17 protein-coding genes and 1 pseudogene are annotated in these 20,068 nt (G+C 74.4%); 8 read left to right on the top strand and 10 right to left on the bottom strand.

Annotated elements, in window-relative coordinates:
• Positions 1-3: 3 nt before the first annotated feature.
• The gene (locus AB0C21_RS30285; protein ID WP_500208794.1) at positions 4-831 is read left to right on the top strand and encodes a nitroreductase/quinone reductase family protein; all 828 of its coding nucleotides are present in this window, start codon (positions 4-6) and stop codon (positions 829-831) included.
• Between the two features lie 24 nt (positions 832-855).
• On the opposite strand, the gene AB0C21_RS30290 is transcribed toward AB0C21_RS30285, so the two are convergent.
• From AB0C21_RS30290 to AB0C21_RS30300, 3 genes are read right to left on the bottom strand one after another with little or no spacing between them, the layout of a single operon-like run.
• A complete protein-coding gene (locus tag AB0C21_RS30290; RefSeq protein WP_353821014.1) occupies positions 856-1,839 on the bottom strand; it encodes an ABC transporter permease in 984 nt (327 codons plus the stop codon).
• Between the two features lie 3 nt (positions 1,840-1,842).
• Complete coding sequence (locus tag AB0C21_RS30295; RefSeq protein WP_500208795.1) at positions 1,843-3,330, bottom strand: sugar ABC transporter ATP-binding protein; 1,488 nt, start codon at positions 3,328-3,330, stop codon at positions 1,843-1,845.
• Positions 3,327-4,448, bottom strand: a complete 1,122-nt coding sequence (locus AB0C21_RS30300) for a sugar ABC transporter substrate-binding protein (protein WP_149263603.1) — start codon at positions 4,446-4,448, stop codon at positions 3,327-3,329. The genes AB0C21_RS30295 and AB0C21_RS30300 overlap by 4 nt, the downstream gene beginning before the upstream one ends.
• Positions 4,449-4,743: 295 nt before the next feature.
• Here AB0C21_RS30300 and AB0C21_RS30305 point away from each other — a divergent pair, with 295 nt between their 5' ends.
• Positions 4,744-5,670, top strand: coding sequence for an alpha/beta hydrolase (locus AB0C21_RS30305; protein ID WP_500208796.1), 927 nt, complete (start codon positions 4,744-4,746; stop codon positions 5,668-5,670).
• Here the strand turns inward: AB0C21_RS30305 and AB0C21_RS30310 are convergent.
• Both AB0C21_RS30310 and AB0C21_RS30315 read right to left on the bottom strand, forming a co-directional pair.
• On the bottom strand, positions 5,667-6,731 hold the full coding sequence (locus tag AB0C21_RS30310; RefSeq protein WP_500208797.1) for an NAD(P)H-dependent amine dehydrogenase family protein: 1,065 nt from the start codon (positions 6,729-6,731) through the stop codon (positions 5,667-5,669). The genes AB0C21_RS30305 and AB0C21_RS30310 overlap by 4 nt on opposite strands.
• The gene (locus tag AB0C21_RS30315) at positions 6,728-7,519 is read right to left on the bottom strand and encodes an SDR family oxidoreductase (RefSeq protein ID WP_500208798.1); all 792 of its coding nucleotides are present in this window, start codon (positions 7,517-7,519) and stop codon (positions 6,728-6,730) included. Before AB0C21_RS30315 ends, AB0C21_RS30310 begins: the two co-directional genes overlap by 4 nt.
• 225 nt (positions 7,520-7,744) lie before the next feature.
• Here AB0C21_RS30315 and lanKC point away from each other — a divergent pair, with 225 nt between their 5' ends.
• From lanKC to AB0C21_RS30335, 4 genes and pseudogenes are all read left to right on the top strand, one after another.
• Positions 7,745-10,306: a class III lanthionine synthetase LanKC gene (gene lanKC, locus AB0C21_RS30320; RefSeq protein ID WP_500208799.1), complete on the top strand. Its 2,562-nt coding sequence runs from the start codon at positions 7,745-7,747 to the stop codon at positions 10,304-10,306.
• 5 nt (positions 10,307-10,311) lie between these two features.
• Positions 10,312-10,422: a SapB/AmfS family lanthipeptide gene (locus AB0C21_RS30325; protein ID WP_149263608.1), complete on the top strand. Its 111-nt coding sequence runs from the start codon at positions 10,312-10,314 to the stop codon at positions 10,420-10,422.
• A 61-nt stretch (positions 10,423-10,483) separates the two neighbouring features.
• Positions 10,484-12,169 carry an ATP-binding cassette domain-containing protein gene (locus AB0C21_RS30330; protein WP_500208800.1) on the top strand — a complete coding sequence of 562 codons (1,686 nt, stop codon included), beginning with the start codon at positions 10,484-10,486 and terminating at the stop codon, positions 12,167-12,169.
• Positions 12,166-13,854, top strand: a pseudogene (locus AB0C21_RS30335) (ATP-binding cassette domain-containing protein); the annotation flags it as partial. The gene AB0C21_RS30330 and the pseudogene AB0C21_RS30335, both read left to right, overlap by 4 nt.
• 12 nt (positions 13,855-13,866) lie before the next feature.
• Here the strand turns inward: AB0C21_RS30335 and AB0C21_RS30340 are convergent.
• Together AB0C21_RS30340 and AB0C21_RS30345 are read right to left on the bottom strand one after the other, a co-directional pair.
• Positions 13,867-14,472, bottom strand: a complete 606-nt coding sequence (locus AB0C21_RS30340) for a response regulator (protein ID WP_500208801.1) — start codon at positions 14,470-14,472, stop codon at positions 13,867-13,869.
• Between the two features lie 281 nt (positions 14,473-14,753).
• Positions 14,754-15,707, bottom strand: a complete 954-nt coding sequence (locus AB0C21_RS30345; protein ID WP_500208803.1) for an ornithine cyclodeaminase family protein — start codon at positions 15,705-15,707, stop codon at positions 14,754-14,756.
• 258 nt (positions 15,708-15,965) lie between these two features.
• On the opposite strand from AB0C21_RS30345, the gene AB0C21_RS30350 reads away from it, so the two are divergent.
• Both AB0C21_RS30350 and AB0C21_RS30355 read left to right on the top strand, forming a co-directional pair.
• Entirely contained in the window at positions 15,966-17,045 is a 1,080-nt protein-coding gene (locus tag AB0C21_RS30350) for a S1 family peptidase (RefSeq protein ID WP_500208804.1), read from the top strand.
• A 288-nt stretch (positions 17,046-17,333) separates the two neighbouring features.
• A complete protein-coding gene (locus tag AB0C21_RS30355) occupies positions 17,334-18,389 on the top strand; it encodes a S1 family peptidase (protein WP_500208805.1) in 1,056 nt (351 codons plus the stop codon).
• 70 nt (positions 18,390-18,459) lie between these two features.
• On the opposite strand, the gene AB0C21_RS30360 is transcribed toward AB0C21_RS30355, so the two are convergent.
• The 3 genes from AB0C21_RS30360 to AB0C21_RS30370 are packed head-to-tail and all read right to left on the bottom strand — an operon-like array spanning position 18,460 to position 20,058.
• Complete coding sequence (locus AB0C21_RS30360; RefSeq protein WP_500208806.1) at positions 18,460-19,197, bottom strand: thioesterase II family protein; 738 nt, start codon at positions 19,195-19,197, stop codon at positions 18,460-18,462.
• Entirely contained in the window at positions 19,194-19,856 is a 663-nt protein-coding gene (locus AB0C21_RS30365; protein ID WP_235037298.1) for a GNAT family N-acetyltransferase, read from the bottom strand. The genes AB0C21_RS30360 and AB0C21_RS30365 overlap by 4 nt, the downstream gene beginning before the upstream one ends.
• The gene (locus tag AB0C21_RS30370; RefSeq protein WP_149263614.1) at positions 19,849-20,058 is read right to left on the bottom strand and encodes an MbtH family protein; all 210 of its coding nucleotides are present in this window, start codon (positions 20,056-20,058) and stop codon (positions 19,849-19,851) included. Before AB0C21_RS30370 ends, AB0C21_RS30365 begins: the two co-directional genes overlap by 8 nt.
• Positions 20,059-20,068: the final 10 nt, after the last annotated feature.

Raw genomic sequence — 20,068 nt, forward strand, 5'->3', positions numbered from 1 at the left:
CAGATGGATTTCAACAAGCAGATCATCGAGGAGTTCCGCGCGAACGGCGGGCGGGTCGGCGGCCCGTTCGAGGGCGGGCGGCTGCTCCTGCTGACCACGACCGGGGCGCGGACCGGCGCGCCGCACACGACGCCGCTCGGCTACCTGCCGGACGGCGTCGGGCGCGTCCTCGTCATCGCCTCGGCCGGGGGCGCGCCGCGGAACCCGGCATGGTTCCACAACCTGGTCGCGAACCCGCGCGTCACGGTCGAGAGCGGCGTCTTCACCTACGAGGCCGACGCCGTCGTCTTGGAGGGCGGCGAGCGCGACCGCGCCTTCGCGCGGGCCGCCGAGGCCGATCCCGGGTGGGCCGAGTACGAGGCGAAGTCCGGGCGGACGCTGCCCGTCGTCGCGCTGGTCCAGGTCGCCGCCGGGCCGCCCGCGGGGCCGGAGTCGCCGTCCGCCATGCTCCTCGCGGTGCACGGCGCGTTCCGCAGGGAGCTGGAGCTGATCCGCAAGGAGACCGCCGCGTCGGGGGCCGCCGTGGGCGCGCAGCTGCGGGTCAACTGCCTCACGCTGTGCCAGGGCCTCGGCCACCACCACATGGGCGAGGACCAGCAGATGTTCCCGCTGCTGGAGCGTCGGCACCCCGAGCTCGGGCGGGCACTGGCGGGCCTGCGGGACGAGCACGCCGTGATGAGCGGGCTGCTGGACGAGCTGCGCCGCGTCCTCGACGCCGGCGACCCCTCGTCCCTGCTCTCCGAGGTGGACCGGCTCACCGCCGCGCTGGAGGCGCACCTCGACCACGAGGAGGAGCGCCTCCTCCCGCTCCTCGACACCCTCGTGTTCTAGCGCGCCTCCCGGGGGGGCGGCCCGCTACTCGGTACGGCGGACGCGGACGGCGTCGACGGCGATGGCCACCAGGATCATGGCCCCGCCGATCATCTGGATGTAGTAGGCGGACAGGTTGATCAGCTGCAGCCCGACCTGGATGACGCTGATGAGCAGCGCCCCGCCCAGCATCCCCGCGATGCGCCCGCGTCCGCCCGTGAGCGAGACGCCGCCGATCACCGGCGCCGCGACCGCGTACAGCAGGAGGCTGTTGCCGACGGTGACGTTGACCCCGCCCAGGTACGAGGCCGACAGGAAGCCGGCCAGCCCGCCGAGCGCGCCCGCCGCGACGAACGCGCTCAGCCGGACCCGGCGGACCGGAATGCCCGCGACCAGCGAGGCGCCGGCGCTGCCGCCCGTCGCGTACAGGTTGCGGCCCCACTGGGTGCGCCGCAGCGCGACCGCGGCGGCGGCGTAGGCCACCAGCAGCGCGACGGGCATGAGCGGCCAGCCGCCGACGGTCGCGCTGCCGAGATAGGTGAACGCCGTGTCGTCGATCACCAGGGTCCGCGCCTTGGTCAGGCCGAGCACGGCGCCCTGCAGGAACAGGCCCATCGCCAGCGTCGTGATCAGCGAGTTCATCCGCAGCAGCGCGACGAAGACGCCGTTGAGCAGCCCGATCAGCGTTCCGGACCCGACGACGGCGAGGATCGCGAGCACGCCGGGGACGTGCAGGTGCTGGATCAGCATCGCGCCGACCATGCCGCTGAACGCGAGGTTCCCCGTCACCGACAGGTCGATCTCGCCGACCAGCAGGGCGAACGACACCGCCAGCACCAGCACGCCGAGGGAGGTGGCCTGGACGAGGATGTTCTGCAGGTTCGCGGTGGTCAGGAAGAAGGAGTTGAACACCCCCGTGACCAGGCTGAAGATGATGATCAGGGCCCAGACGACGTTGTCGAGGCCGAACCGGAGGACGTCGAAGCGGTCCCGCCGCAGCGGCGGCGCGGCGTCCAGGGTCTGGGTCATGGGTCAGCCTCCAACGTGCTGGGCGGTCGCGACGGCGGACAGCGTCAGGTCGTCGCCGGTGAGCTCCCCGTCGACCGATCCGCCGGAGAACAGGACGGCGCGGTCCACCAGCCGCGCGGTCTCGTCGGGGTCGTAGGCGCGCACCAGGACGGCCACGCCGTCCCGCGCCACCCGGTCGATCAGCCGGTGGATCTCCTCCTTGGCGGCGACGTCGACGCCGACCGTCGGCTCGTCCAGGACGAGGACGCGGGGCTCGCGGGACAGCAGCCGCCCCATCAGCACCTTCTGCTGGTTCCCGCCGCTGAGCCGGTTGATCTGCTGGTCCGGGCCGGTCATCACCACCGCCAGGTCCCGCCGCACGCGCTCGGCCCCGTCGCTCATCCGGCGCAGGTCCAGCAGCCGGTGGCGGCCGCGCGGCCAGTGGCCGAGGTGGACGTTGTCGGCGATGGACATCTGGGCCGCCACGCCTTCCGCGATCCGGTCGTGGGTGAGGTACGCGATGCCCGCGCGCAGCGCGGCGCGCGGGCGGCCGGTGGCGACCGGGCGGCCGTCCACCAGGACCTCGCCCGCGGTGGCGGGGGCCAGTCCGGCGAGCACCCGGAGCAGTTCCTGGGCGCCCGACCCGGGCAGCCCGACCAGGCCGACGATCTCCCCCGCCCGGACGCTCAGGTCGACCGGCCCGTGCCCGCCGAACCGCAGCCCGCGGACGCCGAGCCGCTCCCGCCCCGCCCCGGCGTCCGTCCGGTCCCGGTGGAACTCGTCCACGGCCTCGCCGCTGACCAGGGCGGACAGCGTCTCGGCGGTGAGCGAGGAGACCCGCTTGCCGCTCCGCACCGCCCGTCCGTCCCGCAGCACGGTGTACTCGGTGCAGAGCTGGCGCACCTCGTCGTTGTGGTGGGAGATGTAGACGAACGTGCGGCCCTGCTCGGCCAGCCGCCGCACCCAGCCCATCAGGTCGCGCCGCTCGCCCATGGTGAGGCCGGTGGTGGGCTCGTCCAGGATGACGAGGCGGCCGTTCCCGACCAGGGCCTTGACGATGCTCAGCCGGCGCCGCTCGCCCAGCGACAGCTCCCCGGCGCGGCGGCGCGGCGGGATACGCAGGTGGTGGGCCTCCAGCAGGTCCGCGGCCCGCTCGTCGGCCGCCCGCCAGTCGACCAGCCCGCGCCGCCGCGGCAGCGCGCCCAGCAGGAGGTTCTCCGTCACGGTCAGGTCGGGCAGCACCTCCGAATGCTGGTCGAGCAGCCGGATGCCGGCGCGCCGGCGGGACATCGCGGAGTCGTGCGTGACGTCCTGCCCGTCGAGGGTCAGCGTGCCCGCGTCGGGCCGCACCAGGCCCGCCACGATCCCCGCCAGCGTCGACTTCCCGGCCCCGTTCTTGCCCAGCAGCCCATGGATCGCGCCCCGGTCGACGGTGACGGTGACGTCGTCGAGCGCGCGGGCGGCCCCGTACGTCTTGACGACGCCCGAGGCCTCCAGCAGCGGCCTCGTCACGACTGGGTCTCCTTGAGCCCCCACTGGTCGGTGACGATGTTCGCCCAGTGCCGCGGGTCCTTGGAGTTGTCCTTGGTCACGAAGTACGGCGGGATCGTCATGATCGGGCCGGACGGCCCCTTGGCGACCGCCGCGTTCTCCCAGAAGTACTTCTTGTTCTGGTACGGGCCGAGCGGGACGTCCTTGCCCTTGACCGAGTACTTCTCCAGCATCTCGATGCAGATCTGCACGTAGGCGACCGGGTCCTGGGCGATGTCGGCGTCCAGGTCGCCGGCGCGGATCCACTCGTGGGCGTTCGGCGAGCCGTCGATGCTGGTGAGCACGATGTGCTTCTCGTCGCCGACCTTGAAGAACCGGTTCTGCGACTGCATGGCCTTCTTCGCGTCCGGCAGGAAGATGTCGGTCGGCAGGTGGATCGCGTCGAGGTCGGGGTACTCGCGCAGCGTCGTGTTCACCACCGACAGCGCCTGCGCGTGGTCGTTGTTCTGCGGGCGCGAGACGACCTTGATGCCGGGGTACTTGGACTGGATCGTCTGCTCGAAGCCCTCCTTCCGCTGGCGCAGCGCGACGGCCGTCAGGCTGCCGTAGGCGTTCAGGACGGTCCCGCGCGGCGAGCCGTTCCTGGCCTTGAGCAGTTCGGCGGTCTTCTCCGCGGCCATGACGCCGGACTGGCGGTTGTCGAACGTGACGGAGATGTCGACCTCGCCTCCGGTGAGCGGCGTGTCGACCATGCCGACGGGGATCTTCTTGGTGTCGGCCTTCCTGGTGAGCGGGACGAGGACCTCCGAGTCCAGCGCGTCGGAGATCAGGTAGCGCGGCTGCTGGAGGATGAGGCTGTTCCAGTCGTTGACCTGGGCGGAGGAGTCGCCGTTGGCGTTCTTGCCGACGAATCCCAGGCCGCGCTTCTTCGACTCCCGCCTGGCCGTCTCCTGGAGGACGACGAAGAAGAAGAACGACAGGTAGCCGGTCTCCCACGCGAGCGTCTTGCGGCCGGCCGCCGCGCCGGCGGAGCCGGACGAGCAGGCGTTCAGGAGCGGCGCGGCGGCGAGGCCGGTCAGGCCGAGGGCGCCGGACCTGAGCAGATCCCGGCGCGATGCGTCGAGGTTTGATGTGAACATGACCTGTTACCTCCGACGGTTCGTCACGTCGCTGGATGTGTTTCCAACATCGCTGGAGTGATTGTTAACACATCGGCGTGGGTCTGAGAAGAGGCGCGACGCCACCCGTCCGCGATGGATCCGGCCACCGAGCGGTTCGGGTTCAGCCGATGAGACCAAACTCGATCAGGAAGAACGGTGGAGTCGGTGGCGGCGGCGGGCTCCTGGCCGAATCCGGGCCGAAGGCTTGATTACTTAACATTCCGACTGTTAACGTCCCTCGTCGTATCTCACCCCGGTGCACGGAGGGACCTCGATGCCGCTCCCACCCGACGTCAGACGGCTCGTCGACCGCTTCGCCGGGGAGCCCCCGTTCACCGAGCTGGGGCCGGACGGCGCCCGCGCGGCCTACGCCGCCCGCATCCGGGACCTCTTCGGCGAACCGGATCCCGCCGCGCCCGGCCTGGACCGCGAGGACACCGTCCTGGACGGGGTGCCGGTGCGCGTCTACCGGCCGTCCGCGAGCACCGGGCCCGCGCCGGGCATCGTGTTCTTCCACGGCGGCGGCTGGGTGATCGGCGACCTCGACACGCACGACGCCCACGCCCGCGCCATCGCGGCCGGGCTCGGCGCGGTCGTGGTCTCCGCCGACTACCGGCTGGCGCCCGAGCACCCGTATCCGGCGGCCCTGGAGGACTGCTGGGCGGTCACCCGGCGGGTGGCCGGCGATCCCGCCGCCTTCGGCATCGACGCCGGCCGGCTCGGGGTCGCCGGGGACAGCGCGGGCGGCAACCTCGCCGCGGCGGTCGCCCTGGCGGCCCGCGACGCGGGCGTGCGGCTGCGCGCGCAGCTGCTCGTCTACCCGGTGACGGATCCGACGATGAGCCGCGCGTCATACGCGGAGTTCGCCGAGGGGCACTACCTGACCGCGGACGCCATGCGCTGGTTCATCGACGCCTACCTCCCCGATCCGGCGACGCGGACGCTGCCCGGCGCCGGCCCGCTGCACGCGCCGGATCTGGCCGGGCTCGCCCCCGCCCTGGTCGTGACGGCCGAGTACGACCCGCTCCGCGACGAGGGCGCCGAGTACGCGGAGAGGCTGCGCGCGGCGGGGGTCGCGGTGCGGGAGATCGCGGTGCCGGCGACGGTGCACGGCTTCCTGGAGTTCGTCGAGGTCGTCCCGGAGGCCCGCGGCGCCCGCGACGAGATCATCAGGGATCTCGGGCGGCTGCTCGGGGCCTAGAGGAGGCCGCGGCCCGCGATCAGCGGCAGGTCCAGGGCGGTGAGCAGGCCGGGCGGCGCCTCGACGACGGCGGGGACGGCGTTGACGAGGCGCATCGCGGTCGCCTTCAGGCCCGCGGTGTTGTGGTCGCCGTCGGTGCCGAGGAGCCGCAGGTCCACCGTGTAGTTCGGCTCGCCGCGGACCTCGACGCGGTAGCAGCCCGCGCCGGCGGGCTGCGGCCAGTCGGGGGCGAGGTCGTCGCGGAGCCGGGTGACGTGCTCCAGGACCACGGCGGCCTCGCCGCCGCGCATGCCCCGCACCTCGAACCGCAGGGCGGCGGCGGTGCCCTTCTCGATGGCCCCGGCGGAGACGGCGAAGGTCTCGGGCGCGGGCAGGCGGGTGTGCCACTCGGCGATCTCGTCCAGCTCCACGCCGAGGCCGGCGGCGATCTGCCGGACGACGCTCCCCCACGCCATGGTGAGGACGCCGGGCTGCAGGAGCATCGGCACGTCGTCCAGCGGGCGGCCGAAGCCCATGATGTCGAACAGGACCGTCGCCTGGTCGTAGGTGTTGTAGTTGAGGATCTCCATGCAGCGCACCTGGTCGATGCGCTCGCTGATGCCGGTGACGGCGAGCGGCAGCACGTCGTTGGCGAAGCCCGGGTCGATCCCGTTGACGAAGATGGACGCGCCTCCCGCCGCGGCCGCCTCCCGCACCGGGTCGGACATCTCCGGCGGGACGACGCCGTCCGGGAACTGCAGGAACACCGGGCTGCTGGAGACCACGTTCACCCCGGCGCGCAGGATGCGGCACAGGTCGTCGATCGCCTCCATCAGCCTGACGTCCGCCATGGAGGTGTAGACGACGCAGTCGGGCCGCAGGGCGAGCAGCGCGTCGGCGTCGCCGGTGGCGGTGACGCCGAGGTCGCGCCCGAGGCCCGCCAGGTCCCCGGCGTCACGGCCGGCCTTGGCGGGGTTGGAGACCCACACGCCCGCGAGTTCGAGGTCGGGGCGGGCGTCGATGCCGGCGATCGCGTGCCGTCCGACGTTGCCGGTGCTCCACTGGACGACGCGGTAGGTCACAGGTCCTCCAGGCCGAGGTCGAGGTTCGGGGCGTCGATGCCGCCGTCCACGCGCAGGACGCTGCCGGTGACGTAGGCGGCGGCGGGCGAGGCGAGGTAGAGGACGGCGGCGGCGACGTCCTCGGGCTCGCCGACGCGGCGCAGCGGCGTCCGGCGCTCCATCTCGGTGCGCAGGTCGTCGTCGGTCATCACGATGTCGAGCGCGGACGTCGCGACGGAGCCGACGGCGATGCCGTTGACCCGCACGCGCGGCGCCAGGTCGAACGCGGCGAGCCGGGTGTAGTGGGCGAGGGCCGCCTTGGCGCTGCCGTAGGCGAGGTAGCCGCGGCCCGCGAGCCGCCCCATGGCCGAGGAGATGTTGACGACGCTGCCGCCGCCGTCCGCCTTCAGCAGGTGCGGGACGGCGGCCCGGGTCAGCGCGTGCGCGGTGGCGACGTTGAACCGGAACGCCTTCTCCATGTGCCGGGGCGAGGTGTCCAGGAAGGCGGCGGGCATGGCGCCGCCCATGTTGTTCACCACGATGTCGAGGCGGCCGAACTCGGCGGCGGCGAGGTCCGCCAGCTCGGCGGCGGCGTCGGGGTCGGACAGGTCGGACGGGACGACATGGGCCCGCCGCCCGGCCGCCTCGACCCGCGCGGCCACCTCGTCGAGCTGCTCGCGCGTCCGGGAGGCGATCAGCACGTCGGCGCCCGCCTGGGCGAGCGCGACCGCCGTGGCCGCGCCGATGCCCCGCCCCGCGCCGGTCACCACCGCCGCCCTGCCGTCGATTCGGAACCGGTCCGAGATCACCGGCGTCACCTCCGGTCCGTCGCCTCACCGTCCGCACAGCCTACGCAGGAACTAGAACCTGTTTCAATACCGCCGGGACGGGCGGTGCGTGAGGGGCGCACACCGGCGGGCGGTACATCTTCACGGGTCATTCGTGATGTCCGCTACTAGTCCATTTCCGACATGCCTGCAATTCTTTCCTGAGTGCGTTCCGGCGAGCGGAGCACGAGGAAGGGGAAACCGGCGGTGGACAAAGGGTATGAGCTTTACTGCCTCGCGGACGAGCTCTTCTACGACGCTCCGCCGGTGACCCGTCGAACCGACTTCGAAATCACCCGGCGCGAACTCCCGGACGGCTGGGAGAAGGTCTTCGGGGACGAATGGGTCGTCTATGTTCCGCCCACGCAGCGCGCTCCGGAACAGGGCTGGAAAGTGCATGTCGCCGGCTGCCCGGAAAGCGCCGACGAGGCGCTGGCCGGAGCATGGGAGTACTGCGTCGCCCGCGGGATCGAGTTCAAGCACCTGCGCGGTCCGGGGACGCTCCGCAGGCGCAACGCCAAGTACGCGCCGCGCGGGGCGAGCGGGAAGCTCGTCACGATCTACCCCGCGGACGAGGGCGAGCTGGCGGAGGTGCTCGCCGGGCTCGGCGCCCGGCTGGACGGCCTCCCCGGCCCGTACATCCTCAGTGACCTGCGCATCGGCGGCGGCCCGCTGCACGTCCGGTACGGCGGCTTCGCCGAGCGCCGGTGCCTGGACGAGCAGGGCCGGCTCGTCCCCGCGCTGCGCGACGGCTCCGGGGAGCTGGTGCCGGACCGGCGCGAACCGGTCTTCTCCGTCCCCGATTGGGTGGGCCTTCCCGCCTGTCTGGAATCGCATCTCAAGGCACGCGGAGCCACCACGACGACCGACCTGCCGTACCGGATCGACAAGGCCCTCCATTTCTCCAACGGGGGCGGCGTCTACGCGGCGACCGACACCCGCACCGGGACGAGGGTGGTACTGAAAGAGGGCCGCCCTTACGCGGGACTCGCCGCCGACGGCGCGGACGCGGTGACCCGCCTCCGGCGCGAACGGGAAATGCTGGAAAAGCTGGACGGAATCGACGGCGTGCCGGCCGTCCTCGACTGGTTCACGCTCGGCGAACACCATTTCCTCGTCCAGGAGTTCATCGAGGGGCGCACGCTCAACACCTTCTTCGCCGAGCGGCATCCGATGCTCGACCCCGAGCCAGATCCGGCGAGGACCGCCGAGTACACGAAGTGGGCGCTGCGCGTCCACGAGGGGGTGGAACGCGTCGTCGCCGCGATCCACGAGCGCGGCGTGGTGTTCAACGACCTGCACATGTTCAACGTGATGGTGCGCCCGGACGACTCGGTCGCGCTGATCGACTTCGAGACGGCGGCGCCCGCGTCGGCCGGCGGCCGGCAGACCCTCGCCAACCCCGCGTTCCTCGCCCCGCCCGACCGGCGCGGCACCGAGGTGGACCACTACAGCCTCGCCTGCCTGCGGCTCGCCCTGTTCGCCCCGCTGACCACCCTGTTCGTGATCGACCGGGGCAAGGCGCGGCAGCTCGCCGACCTGATCGCCGAGAACTTCCCGGTACCCCGGGAGTTCCTGGACGAGGCGGTCGCGCGGATCGCCCGGGACACGGCGCCCGCCCCCGCGCCCGCGTTCGTCCCGGACGCCCCCGGCTGGGAGCGCGCCAGGGACGCCCTGTCGAGGGCGATCCTGGAGAGCGCCACCCCCGAGCGCGCCGACCGGCTCTTCCCCGGCGACGTGGAGCAGTTCTCCGGCGCGTCCCTCGGGCTCGCGCACGGCGCCGCCGGCGTCCTGTACGCGCTGGACGCCACGGGCGCCGGGCGCTTCCCGGCCCACGAGGAGTGGCTGGCGGAGCGGGCCTCGAACCCGCGGCGCGGGACCGGGATCGGCCTGTACGACGGCCTGATGGGCGCCGCGTACGTGCTGTCCCGGTTCGGCCGCGAGGACGCGGCGCTCGCCGCCGCCCGGCACTGCCTGGGCGAGCGGTGGGAGCGTCTCGGCGACGACCTCTACGGCGGCCTCCCGGGCTTCGCACTGGTCCTGGACCACCTCGCCGACTTGACCGGCGACGCGTCCTTGCGCGGGGCGGCCCGCAGGTGCGTCGAGATCGTGGCCGGGCGGTCGGACGCCGGGCGGGGCGCGCGTCCGGGACTCATGCACGGCGGGGCCGGGGCGGCGCTGATGTTCGTCCGCGCCTACGAGCGCGAGGACGACCCCGAGCTGCTCGATCTGGCGGCCTCCGCGCTGCGCCGCGACCTCGCCGCCTGCGTCACCGACCACAACGGCGCCCTGCACGTCGACCAGGGCAGCCGGGTGCTGCCCTACCTCGGCCGCGGCAGCGTCGGCATCGGCCTCGTCCTGGACGAGTACCTGGCGCACCGGCCGGACGAGCGGTTCGAGGCGGCCCGCGACGCCGTCCGCCTGGCCGCGATGTCCCGCTACTACGCCCAGCCGAGCCTGTTCAGCGGGCGCGCCGGGATGCTGCTCCACCTGGCCCGGCAGGGCCGCCCGGACGACGCGGCCCGCATTGCGGAGCACGTCCGCGACCTCGCCTGGCACGCGCTGCCGTACGCGGGCGGGCTGGCGATGCCGGGCGAGCACATGTACCGGCTGTCGATGGACCTCGCGACCGGCACCGCCGGGGTGCTGCTCGCGCTCGGCGCGGCCCTGCACGACCCGGCCCCAGGACTGCCGTTCTTCGGGACGGCGCACCGACCCTCCGTGGGAGCCCCCACGGCGGCCACCTCTATCCAGCCCGAAAGGAGGTGAAGAACATGGCGCTTCTCGACCTTCAGGGGATGGTGAGCGAGAACGGCGGCGACGGCGGCAACAGCAGCCTGAGCCTGCTCTGCCACAGCTCCCACAGCATCACGATCTGCCTGTGATGACGCCGGCGGCCATGGCCCCCTTCCCGGGGCCATGGCCGTCGCCGTGTTTGGAGACCCCATGACCTCCCTTCCCGCGGCGGCCGGCGCGGACCGGCTGCTGCTGCGCGCCGCCGGGCACGCCCGCGCATGGACGGCGCTCGTCGGGGCCGCGGCGCTGGCGGACGCGGCGGCGGCCGTCCTGCTCCCGTTCGCGCTGGCCCGCGCGATCGACGCGGTCCCCCCGGGCGGGGCCCCGGCCGCCGCCGCGCTCTGGCCCTGCGCCGCCCTCGTGGCGGCGGCCGCCGCGGCGGAGGTGCTGTCGGAGCTCGCGACCGGCTGCACTGCGGCCCGGGCGACCGCGTGGCTGCGGCACACGCTCGTCCGGCACCTGCTCGCGGCGGGCCCCGCGCCGCGCCTCCCCCCGGGGGACGTGGCGGGACGCATGGTGGGCGGCGCGGCCGAGGCCGGCGTGGCGCCCGCCGCCGCGACCGAGGCCGCGGCCGCGCTGCTGCCGGCCGCCGGGGCGCTCGCTGCGCTCTACCTGATCGACTGGCGGACCGCGGCGGCGATCGCGGTCGCGGTGCCTGCGGTGGCGCTGCTGATGCGCGCGTTCGTCCGCGACATCACCGCGTCCGCGCACCGCTACCTCACCGTCCAGGGCACGATCGCGGGACGCCTCGCCGAGGCCCTCGCCGGCGCCCGGACGATCGCCGCCGCCGGCACGGCCGACCGCGAGGCCGCGCGCATCCTGCGCCCGCTGCCCGGCCTGCGCGCGGAGGGCGAGGCGATGTGGCGGGTGCAGGGCGGCATCGCGGCGCGCGGCCTGCTGGCGCTGCTGCTCCTGCAGGTCGCGGCCGTCGGCGTCGCCGGCGCCGAGCTCGCGGCGGGCCGCATCACGCCGGGCGAGCTGGTCGCGACCGTCCAGTACGCCGGCCTCGCCGCCGGGTTCGGGCCCGTGCTCACCCAGCTGCTCCGCCTCGGCCGCGCCCGCGCCGGCGCCCGCCGCGCCGCCGAGGTCCTGGCGTGGCCCGCGCCGACCTACGGCACCGGCGACGCCCCGCCGGGCCCCGGCCGCCTGGAGTTCCGCGGGGTCACCGTCGCCGGGGCGCTGGACGGCCTCGACCTGGCCGTCCCCGGCGGGCGCGCCGTCGCCGTCGTCGGGCGGTCCGGCTCCGGCGCCTCCGCGCTCGCGGCGCTCGCCGGCCGGCTCGCCGACCCCGACCGCGGCGAGGTACTGCTGGACGGCACGCCGCTCCCCCGCCTCGGCCGGGCCGCGCTGCGCCGCGAGATCGGCTACGCCTTCGCCCGGCCCGCGCTGTTCGGCGCGACCGTCCGCGACGCCGTCGCCTTCGGGCCCTCGCGGCCGCCGGACGCCTGGCTGCGCGAGGCGGCGCGGGCCGCCCGCGCCGACGGCTTCGTCCGCCGCCTCCCGGACGGGTACGGAACGCCGCTCGCGGAGGCGCCGCTGTCCGGCGGGGAGCTGCAGCGCCTCGGCCTCGCCCGCGCGTTCGCCCACGCCGGGCGCGTCCTCGTTCTGGACGACGCGACCTCCAGCCTCGACACCGTGACCGAACTCCAGATCACCGACGCGCTGCTCGACCGGTTCGCCGACCGGACGCGCCTGATCGTCGCCCACCGCGCCTCCACCGCCGCCCGCGCCGACCTGGTCGTCTGGCTCGACGGGGGACGCGTGCGCCGGACGGCCCCCCACGAGGTCCTCTGGACCGATCCCGACTACCGCGCGGTCTTCGGAGGCACGGCGTGACCGGCAGGCGGGAGGCGGCGCGGGTCCTGTGGCGCAGCGCCGGGGACGCCGTCCGGGCGCGGCCCCGGGCGGTGGCGCGGGCCGCCGGATGGTCGGCGGTGGAGGCCGTCCCCACGGCGGTGTTCGGGCGGGCCGTCGGTGAGGCCACCGACGCGTTCCGGACGGGACGGACGTCCACCGCGGCGGTCTGGCTCGGCGTGCTCGCCGTGTCCGCGCTGGTCGGGGCGGCCGGGAGCCGGCGGCTGTATCCGGCGCTGGCCGCGATCGTGGAGCCGTTCCGGGACGACCTGGTGCGGCGGGTCGCGACGGGGGCGCTGCACCGGTCGCTGCGGGGACGGCCCGACACCGGCGCGGTCGCGCGGCTCACCCACCAGGTGGAGATCGTCCGCGACACCTTCGGCGGGCTGCTCGTCGTCGCGCGCGGGTTCGTGTTCACCGCCGGGGCGGCGCTGCTGGGGCTGGCGGCGATGACGCCCGAGGTGACGGTGCTGGTGGTGCCGCCGCTGGTGCTCGGGCTCGTGCTGTTCGGGGCGGTGTTCGGCCGGGCCGCCGCGCGGCAGCGGGACCTCGTCGTCGGCGAGGAGGAGATCGCCGAGCGGACCACCGCGCTCGCCGCCGGGCTGCGGGACGCCGTCGCGTGCGGCGGCGAGGACCTGCTGCGGGCGGAGCTGGGCGCCGCGGTGGAGGCGCAGGCGGCGGCCGGGCGCGCGGTGGCGCGGCTCGCGGCGGTGCGCTCCGTCGCGCTCGCGGTGAGCGGCTGGCTGCCGCTGCTGCTGGTCCTGGCGGCGGCGCCGTGGCTGATGCGGCGCGGCGCCACGGCGGGGACGCTGATCGGCGCGCTGACCTACGTCCTGCACGGGTTGCAGCCGGCGCTGCGGACGCTCGTGCACGGCATGGGCGGCAGCGGCCTGCGGCTGGCGGTGACGCTCGGCCGCATCCTGGAGACGGGCGCGCCGGACGCGCCGGACGCGCCCGTCTCCGGGCCCGCCGAGCCCGCGGCGGGGGCGCCCGCGGTGGAGCTGCGCGGCGTGACGTTCGCCTACGGGGAGGGCGCGCGGCCGGTGATCGAGGACCTGGACCTGGTCGTCCCGCACGGCGACCACCTGGCCGTGGTGGGGCCGAGCGGCATCGGCAAGTCGACGCTCGCGGCGCTGATCGCGGGGCTGGCCGCGCCCGGCGCGGGCGAGGTGCTGGTGGACGGGCGGCCGGCGGGCGACCCGGACCGGCGGGTGCTCGTCCCGCAGGAGGCGTACGTGTTCGGCGGCACCCTGCTCGACAACCTCCTCTACTACGCGCCGGACACGGGCCCCGGGGAGGCGGGGCGGGCCGTGGACGCGCTGGGGCTCGCGCCGCTCGTCCGCGACCTCGGCGGGCTCGGGGCGCGGCTGGACCCGGCCGCCCTGACCGAGGCGCAGCGGCAGTGCGTCGCGCTGTGCCGGGCCTACCTCGCGCCGCAGCCGCTCGTGATCCTGGACGAGGCGGCGTACCGGCTCGACCCGGCCGACGAGGCGCGGGTGGAGGAGGCGTTCGCGCGGCGGCCCGGCACGCTGGTGGTCATCGCGCACCGGATCAGCTCGGCGATGCGCGCCCGCCGCGTCCTGGTGCTGGACGGGACCCGCGCCCACCTCGGGCGGCACGCGGACCTGCCCGCGGTCTGCCCGCTGTACCGGGACCTGATCGGGCGCTGGGAGGAGGGCTCACAGCCATCCGGCCTCCTCGGCGATCCGGATGGCCTGGACCCGGTTCTGCGCGCCGACCTTGCGGTTGATGCGGGACAGGTGGTTGCGGACGGTGCCGATCGTCAGGACGAGGTCCTCGGCGATCTCCGCCGCGGTCGCGCCCCGTGACGCCAGGGTGAGGACCTCGATCTCCCGCTCGGTCAGCGGGCTCTGAGCCGAGCCCAGCTCGGTGAACGCCATGTCGGGGTCGATGACGCGCGCCCCGGCCGCGGCCTGCCGGATCGCGTCGACGAGGTCGTTCGGCGAGGTGTCCTTCAGCACGAGCCCGGACGCCCGCGCGGCCACCGCGCGGCGCAGGTCGCCGGTCCGGCAGCGGCCCGCCATGAGGACGGTGCGGCACTCCGGGACGGACTCTCGTAAGGCGCGGGCGGCGGTGAAGCCGTCCAGGTCGGGCAGCCCGACGTCGATCAGGGCGACGTCGGGCCGCCGTCTGCGCGCCGTGCGGAGCACCTGCTCACCGGAGCCGACGGCCGCCACGACGTCGAGGTCCTTCACCCGTTCGAACAGCGCGACGAGCCCGCCGCGCAGCAGCGGGGCGCCCTCGGCGAGCAGAATGCGAATCATTTTCGTCTCCAACAGGGCCACCCGTCCGCGTCCTGAGAAAGAGGAATTACCGAGCACGTTCTGCGCGTCAGGGCGGCGGCCGCGAGACGATACCGGGGATTCGGTCAGCGCGAAATCGAGCTTCCATTGTGTCACCTTCGACAGCCTCGCGACTACTAAAGTCTTACCGGACGGAGCCAACACTATTCACCGCGTCAACGCAAAGACACCGGGGAAACCAGGAATCCAGCGAGGGGTATTCCGCCAATTAGCGTTCGTACACCTGATGGGCCGGAACCGGTTCAGGCGAGGAAATCGAACTCCACGCCGGCGCCCGCGGCGCGGGCGTCGGTGTAGGCCGTCCAGCTGAGCGCGAGGTCCTGCCAGGGCAGCCCGACGGGCGCGTACACCGTGACCTCGCCGTCGTCCGCCCGCCCGGGCGCCCGGCCGCGCAGCAGGTCGCCCAGCGTCCCGGCGGCGCGCACGGCGCCCGGGGGCGCGCCCGCCAGCACCCCCATCTCGGCGGCGAGCGGGACGTCGTCGACCACGACGCGGGCGCCCGCCAGCAGGGCGGCGCCCAGCTCGGCCTTGCCGGGCTCGTCCGCGCCGAGGGAGGTGAGGTGCGTCCCGGAGGCCACGTCGGCGGCGTCCAGGAGGGGGCTGCGCGCCCAGGTGGCCATGACGACGATCTCGGCGTCCCGGACGGCGGCGCGCGGGTCCGGCGCCACGGCCGCGGGCACGCCCAGCCGGGCGCCGTGCCGCGCGGCGAAGTCCGCGGCGCGGCCGGCGTCGAGGTCGCACACGGCGAGGCCGCGCACCTCCCGCAGCTCGCCCAGCCCCCGCAGGACCAGTTCGGCCTGCGCGCCCGCGCCGATCACCGCGACCGCCCCGGCGTCCGGACGCGCCAGGGCGTGGGTGCCGAGCGCGGCGGCGAGGCCGGTGCGCCAAGCGGTCACGGTCGCCGAGTCCAGCTGGGCGAGCAGCTCGCCGGTCCCGAGGTCGTGCAGGCAGACGACGCCGCGCAGCGCCGGGCGGCTGGCCGGGAACTTGGCGTTGACCTTCACCGTGTAGGCGGGGATCCCCTCGACCACGCCCGGCAGCAGCGCCGTCGCCGTGCCCTCCCCGGGCGGCTTCACGACCACGCGGCGGGCCGCGGTCCCGCCGTCCCCGGCCGTGAAGCCGCGGCGCAGGGCCTCCAGGCACCGGGCGGGGTCGAGCAGCGATTCGAGGTCCGAGCGGGACAGAAGCAACGTCACCGGATCATTCTCCCGCGTCCCGGGTAGTGCCGCTCCCGGCGGCCCCTCGCCCAATGGCCCTGTCTACCGGTCAGTACTAAACCGGCCAAACGGGCCATCCTCCCCGGGGATCGACCACGGAACCCGCACCCATTGTGACAATCCGTAGATAGTCGATTGGTCACTTTCTCGCCTTACGTGGACGTTCAGCGATCTTCCAGCATTGCCCGTGACCTCCGGTGCACCACTCGGGTGCGCCCAATCCCCCCTGGAGGCAGAGTGAAGATCCGTTCCAACCGCGTCCGCGGCACCGCCGCCGCCGTCACCGTGGCGGCGTCCGGGCTCGTGGCGACCGCCCTCGTCGCCGCACCCGCCGCGAACGCCGCCCTCGACGCGCCGACCGGGCGCGTCGCCTCCCCGTCCGACACGGGCGGGGTGGCCGCCAAGCTGGCGCAGCGGCTCGGTGACCGCAGCGCCGGCGCCTACGTCGACCAGGCCACGAAGAACCTGGTCGTCACGGTCACCGACGCGAAGGCCGCACAGGCGGTCCGCGCCGCCGGGGCCGTGCCGAAGAGCGTCGCGCGCAGCGGCTCCGACCTGAAGAAGGTCATGGCCGCGCTCAAGCGCGACGCGACCGTCCCGGGCACCGCCTGGGCCGTGGACCCGGCGGCCAACCAGGTCGTCCTCACCATGGACAGCACGGTCAAGGGCGCCGAGCTCAAGAAGGTGCGGAGCGCCGCGGGCAAGCAGGGTGCGGCCGTCCGCACCAAGCGGGTCGCGGGGCAGTTCCGCATGTTCACCGCAGGCGGCGACCCGATCTACACCGGCAGCGCGCGCTGCTCGCTGGGCTTCAACGTCAAGAAGGGGAGCGAGTACTACTTCCTGACGGCGGGGCACTGCACCGAGGCGGGCTCCACCTGGACCGACGAGTCGGGAGGCACGCTCGGCAGCAACGCCGGCAGCAGCTTCCCCGGCAACGACTACGGCATCGTCAAGTACGACTCCGCTCCGGAGGACACGCAGGGCGGCGTCACGGTCAACGGCCAGTTCCAGGACATCACCGGCGCAGCGGACGCCACGGTCGGCGAGACCGTGACCCGCAGCGGCAGCACCACCGGCGTCCACGACGGGCAGGTCACCGCGCTCGACCAGACGGTGAACTACCAGGAGGGCAGCGTCAGCGGCCTCATCCAGACGACGGTGTGCGCCGAGCCGGGCGACAGCGGCGGCCCGCTGTTCGCCGGGTCCAGCGCGGTCGGGCTGACCTCCGGCGGCAGCGGTGACTGCTCCTCCGGCGGCGTCACCTTCTTCCAGCCCGTGACCGAGGCGCTGTCGGCGTTCGGGGCCGAGGTCTACTAGCGGCCCCAGGCGGCCCGCCGGAGCTCCCAGGCGGCGGGAGGCCACGTGAGTTTCGGCCCTGGTCCTTCGGCCTTTCCGGCGGGAGGACCGGGGCCGGACTTCGTTCCGGTCCGGCGCGCGACGGTTTGGTATTGCCGGACTGACCACGGACGCCGCTCCGAGAGTGCCAACGCGCACGCGTCGAATTAGTCATCTTCTGCGTCTTACGTCCGACTTGACGGTTCTTACACCATGTCGGTGACCTCCGGCGCACCACCCGGGTGCGCCCGATCCCCCGTGGAGGCACAAGTGAAGATCCGTCACAGGCGCGTCGGCGCCGCCGCCGTCACCACGGCGGCGGCCGGTCTGGTGGCAGCCACCCTCGCCACCGCCCCCGCCGCGTCCGCGTCCCCCGCCGCTCCCGCCGCCCCCGCCGCTCCCGGCGACGTCGCGACCGCCCTGGCGCACCAGCTGGGCACCCGCAGCGCGGGCTCCTACCTCCAGGACGGCAAGCTGGTCGTCACGGTCACCGACGCGCAGGCCGCGCAGGCGGTCCGCGCCGCGGGCGCGGTGCCCAAGACCGTCGCGCGAAGCGGCTCCGACCTGAAGAAGGTCGAGGCCGCGCTCAAGCGCGACGCGACCGTCCCGGGCACCGCCTGGGCCGTCGACCCGGCCGCCAACCAGGTCGTCCTCAGCGTGGACAGCACGGTCAAGGGCGCCAAGCTCAAGAAGGTCCGGACCGCCGCCGCCAAGCAGGGCGCCGCGGTCCGCACCGAGACCGTCGCAGGGAAGTTCCAGACCTTCACCCGCGGCGGCGAGGCGATCTACACCGGCGGCGCCCGCTGCTCGCTCGGCTTCAACGTCAGGAGCGGCAGCACGTACTACTTCCTCACGGCCGGGCACTGCACCAACATCGGTTCGACCTGGACCGACGGCTCCGGCCGGACGCTGGGCACCAGGGCCGGGACCAGCTTCCCCGGCAACGACTACGGCATCGTCCGGTACAGCTCGACGCCCACCGACACGCAGGGCTCGGTCTACCTCTACAGCGGCACCCGCGACATCACCAGCGCCGGCAACGCGTCGGTGAACCAGACCGTGTACCGCAGCGGCAGCACCACCGGCCTGCACAGCGGCCGGGTCACCGCGCTCAACCAGACGGTGAACTACGCGGAGGGCAGCGTCAGCGGCCTCATCCGCACCACGGTCTGCGCCGAGCCCGGCGACAGCGGCGGCTCCCTGTTCGCCGGGAACACCGCGCTCGGGCTGACCTCGGGCGGCAGCGGCAACTGCTCCTCGGGCGGGACGACGTTCTTCCAGCCCGTCACCGAGCCGCTGTCCAGGTACGGGGTGTCGGTCTACTGACCCTGAAGGAGGCTCCCCCTCAGCGACGGGCCGCCCCCGCCACGGACTCCCGTGGGGGCGGCCCGTCCGCTCACCGCACCGCGGGGACCTCGAGCGTGCGCAGGATCTCGGCGAGCACGGCGGACCGCTGGTCGGCCAGGTAGAAGTGCCCGCCGGGCAGCACCCTGAGCGCGAACCGGCCGCTGGTGGCGCGCTCCCAGCCGCGGGCCTTCTCCTCGTCCACGTGCGGGTCGGCGTCCCCGACGAGCGCGGTGAGCGGGGCGGCCAGCGGCGGGCCGGGCCGGCGGGCGTACTTCTCGATCAGCGTGAAGTCGTTGCGGACGTACGGCAGGACGAGCTCGCGCATCTCCGGGTCCGCGAGCAGCTCGGCGTCGGTCCCGCCGAGCTTCGCCAGCTCGGCGACCAGCCCGTCGTCGTCCTTCTCGTGGACGCGCTCGTCGCCGCGGTCGTCCGGCGGGCGGGCGCCCGACGCGAACACGTGCACCGGGGCGGCGCCGCGCTCCTCCAGCAGCCGCGCCACCTCGTAGGCGACGACGGCGCCCATGCTGTGCCCGAACAGGGCGGCCGGGCGGTCCATCAGCGGCGCCATCGCCCCGGCGACCAGGCGGGCGAGCTGGTGGGCGTCGGTGACGAACGCGTCGGCCATCCGGTCGGCGCGGCCCGGGTACTGGACGGCCTGCACCTCGACGGCCGGGCCGGCCTCCTTGGCCCACGGCCGGTAGAACACCGCCGACCCGCCCGCGTGCGGCAGGCAGAACAGCCGCATCGACGCCCAGGGCCGCGTCTCGGGGCAGCGGAACCAGGTCACGTGATCAACTCCTCCTCCTCGTCCCGGCGGGACGCCACGCGGGGGTCGCGCGGCAGCGGCCACGGCGCCACCCGCGGGTCCGGGACGAGCTTGGCCGCGGTGCTCTCCGCCGCCACCTTGAAGCCCCGCCGCCGGTAGTTGGCGATCGCGTTCGGGTGGTCGAGGCTGCTGGTGCGCAGCCACACCCGTGTGGCGGGTCCGCTGTCCAGGGCCCACAGCTCGCCGCGCTGCCAGGCGCGGCGGGTGCACTGCTCGACAAGGTAGCCGCCGTAGCCGCGCCCCACGAACGCGGGGGTGAGCCCGACCAGGTGGATCTCGGTGTCCCCGCCGGGCTGCGCCTCGATCTCGAAGAAGCCGGCGATGGTGCCCTCGGCCATGGCGATCCAGGTGGACAGCTCCGGCCGCTCCACCCAGGCCTGCCACTGCTCGTACGTCCACGGGAAGCGGTCCGTCCAGCACACGCGGGACCCGACGGTGGCGTACAGGGCGCGGTTGACGTCCGGGGAGGGCAGCCCGGCGAGGGTGAACGTCATCTCGACGCCCGGCAGCGGCGCGGGACGCAGGTCGGCGGCGTCCAGCATCTCCATCTCCCACTCGGTGACCGAGGGGATCCGCAGATGCGCGGTCTCCGGGGGCGGGCCCCCGCCGGCGTCACTCACCCATGGCCTCGACGAGGCTCTTCGGCCGCATGTCCGTCCAGTTCTCGTTGATGTGGTCGAGGCACGCCTGGCGGGTGTCCTCGTCCTTGGCGACCGTCCAGCCGGCGGGGACCTCGGCGAAGGACGGCCACAGCGAGTGCTGGCCCTCGTCGTTGACGAGGACGAGGTAGGTGCCGTCGGGGTCCTCGAAGGGGTTGGTCATCGTCTTTCCC

It is taken from the genome of Spirillospora sp. NPDC049024 (assembly GCF_040649235.1).
GTDB lineage: Bacteria > Actinomycetota > Actinomycetes > Streptosporangiales > Streptosporangiaceae > Spirillospora.

Excerpts from the sequence above, each read along its gene's own strand:
- AB0C21_RS30285 (WP_500208794.1), top strand. The coding sequence starts at position 4 with ATGGATTTCAACAAGCAGATCATCGAGGAGTTCCGCGCGAACGGCGGG.
- AB0C21_RS30290 (WP_353821014.1), bottom strand. The coding sequence starts at position 1,839 with ATGACCCAGACCCTGGACGCCGCGCCGCCGCTGCGGCGGGACCGCTTC.
- AB0C21_RS30300 (WP_149263603.1), bottom strand. The coding sequence starts at position 4,448 with ATGTTCACATCAAACCTCGACGCATCGCGCCGGGATCTGCTCAGGTCC.
- AB0C21_RS30305 (WP_500208796.1), top strand. The coding sequence starts at position 4,744 with ATGCCGCTCCCACCCGACGTCAGACGGCTCGTCGACCGCTTCGCCGGG.
- AB0C21_RS30325 (WP_149263608.1), top strand. The coding sequence starts at position 10,312 with ATGGCGCTTCTCGACCTTCAGGGGATGGTGAGCGAGAACGGCGGCGAC.
- AB0C21_RS30330 (WP_500208800.1), top strand. The coding sequence starts at position 10,484 with ATGACCTCCCTTCCCGCGGCGGCCGGCGCGGACCGGCTGCTGCTGCGC.
- AB0C21_RS30340 (WP_500208801.1), bottom strand. The coding sequence starts at position 14,472 with ATGATTCGCATTCTGCTCGCCGAGGGCGCCCCGCTGCTGCGCGGCGGG.
- AB0C21_RS30370 (WP_149263614.1), bottom strand. The coding sequence starts at position 20,058 with ATGACCAACCCCTTCGAGGACCCCGACGGCACCTACCTCGTCCTCGTC.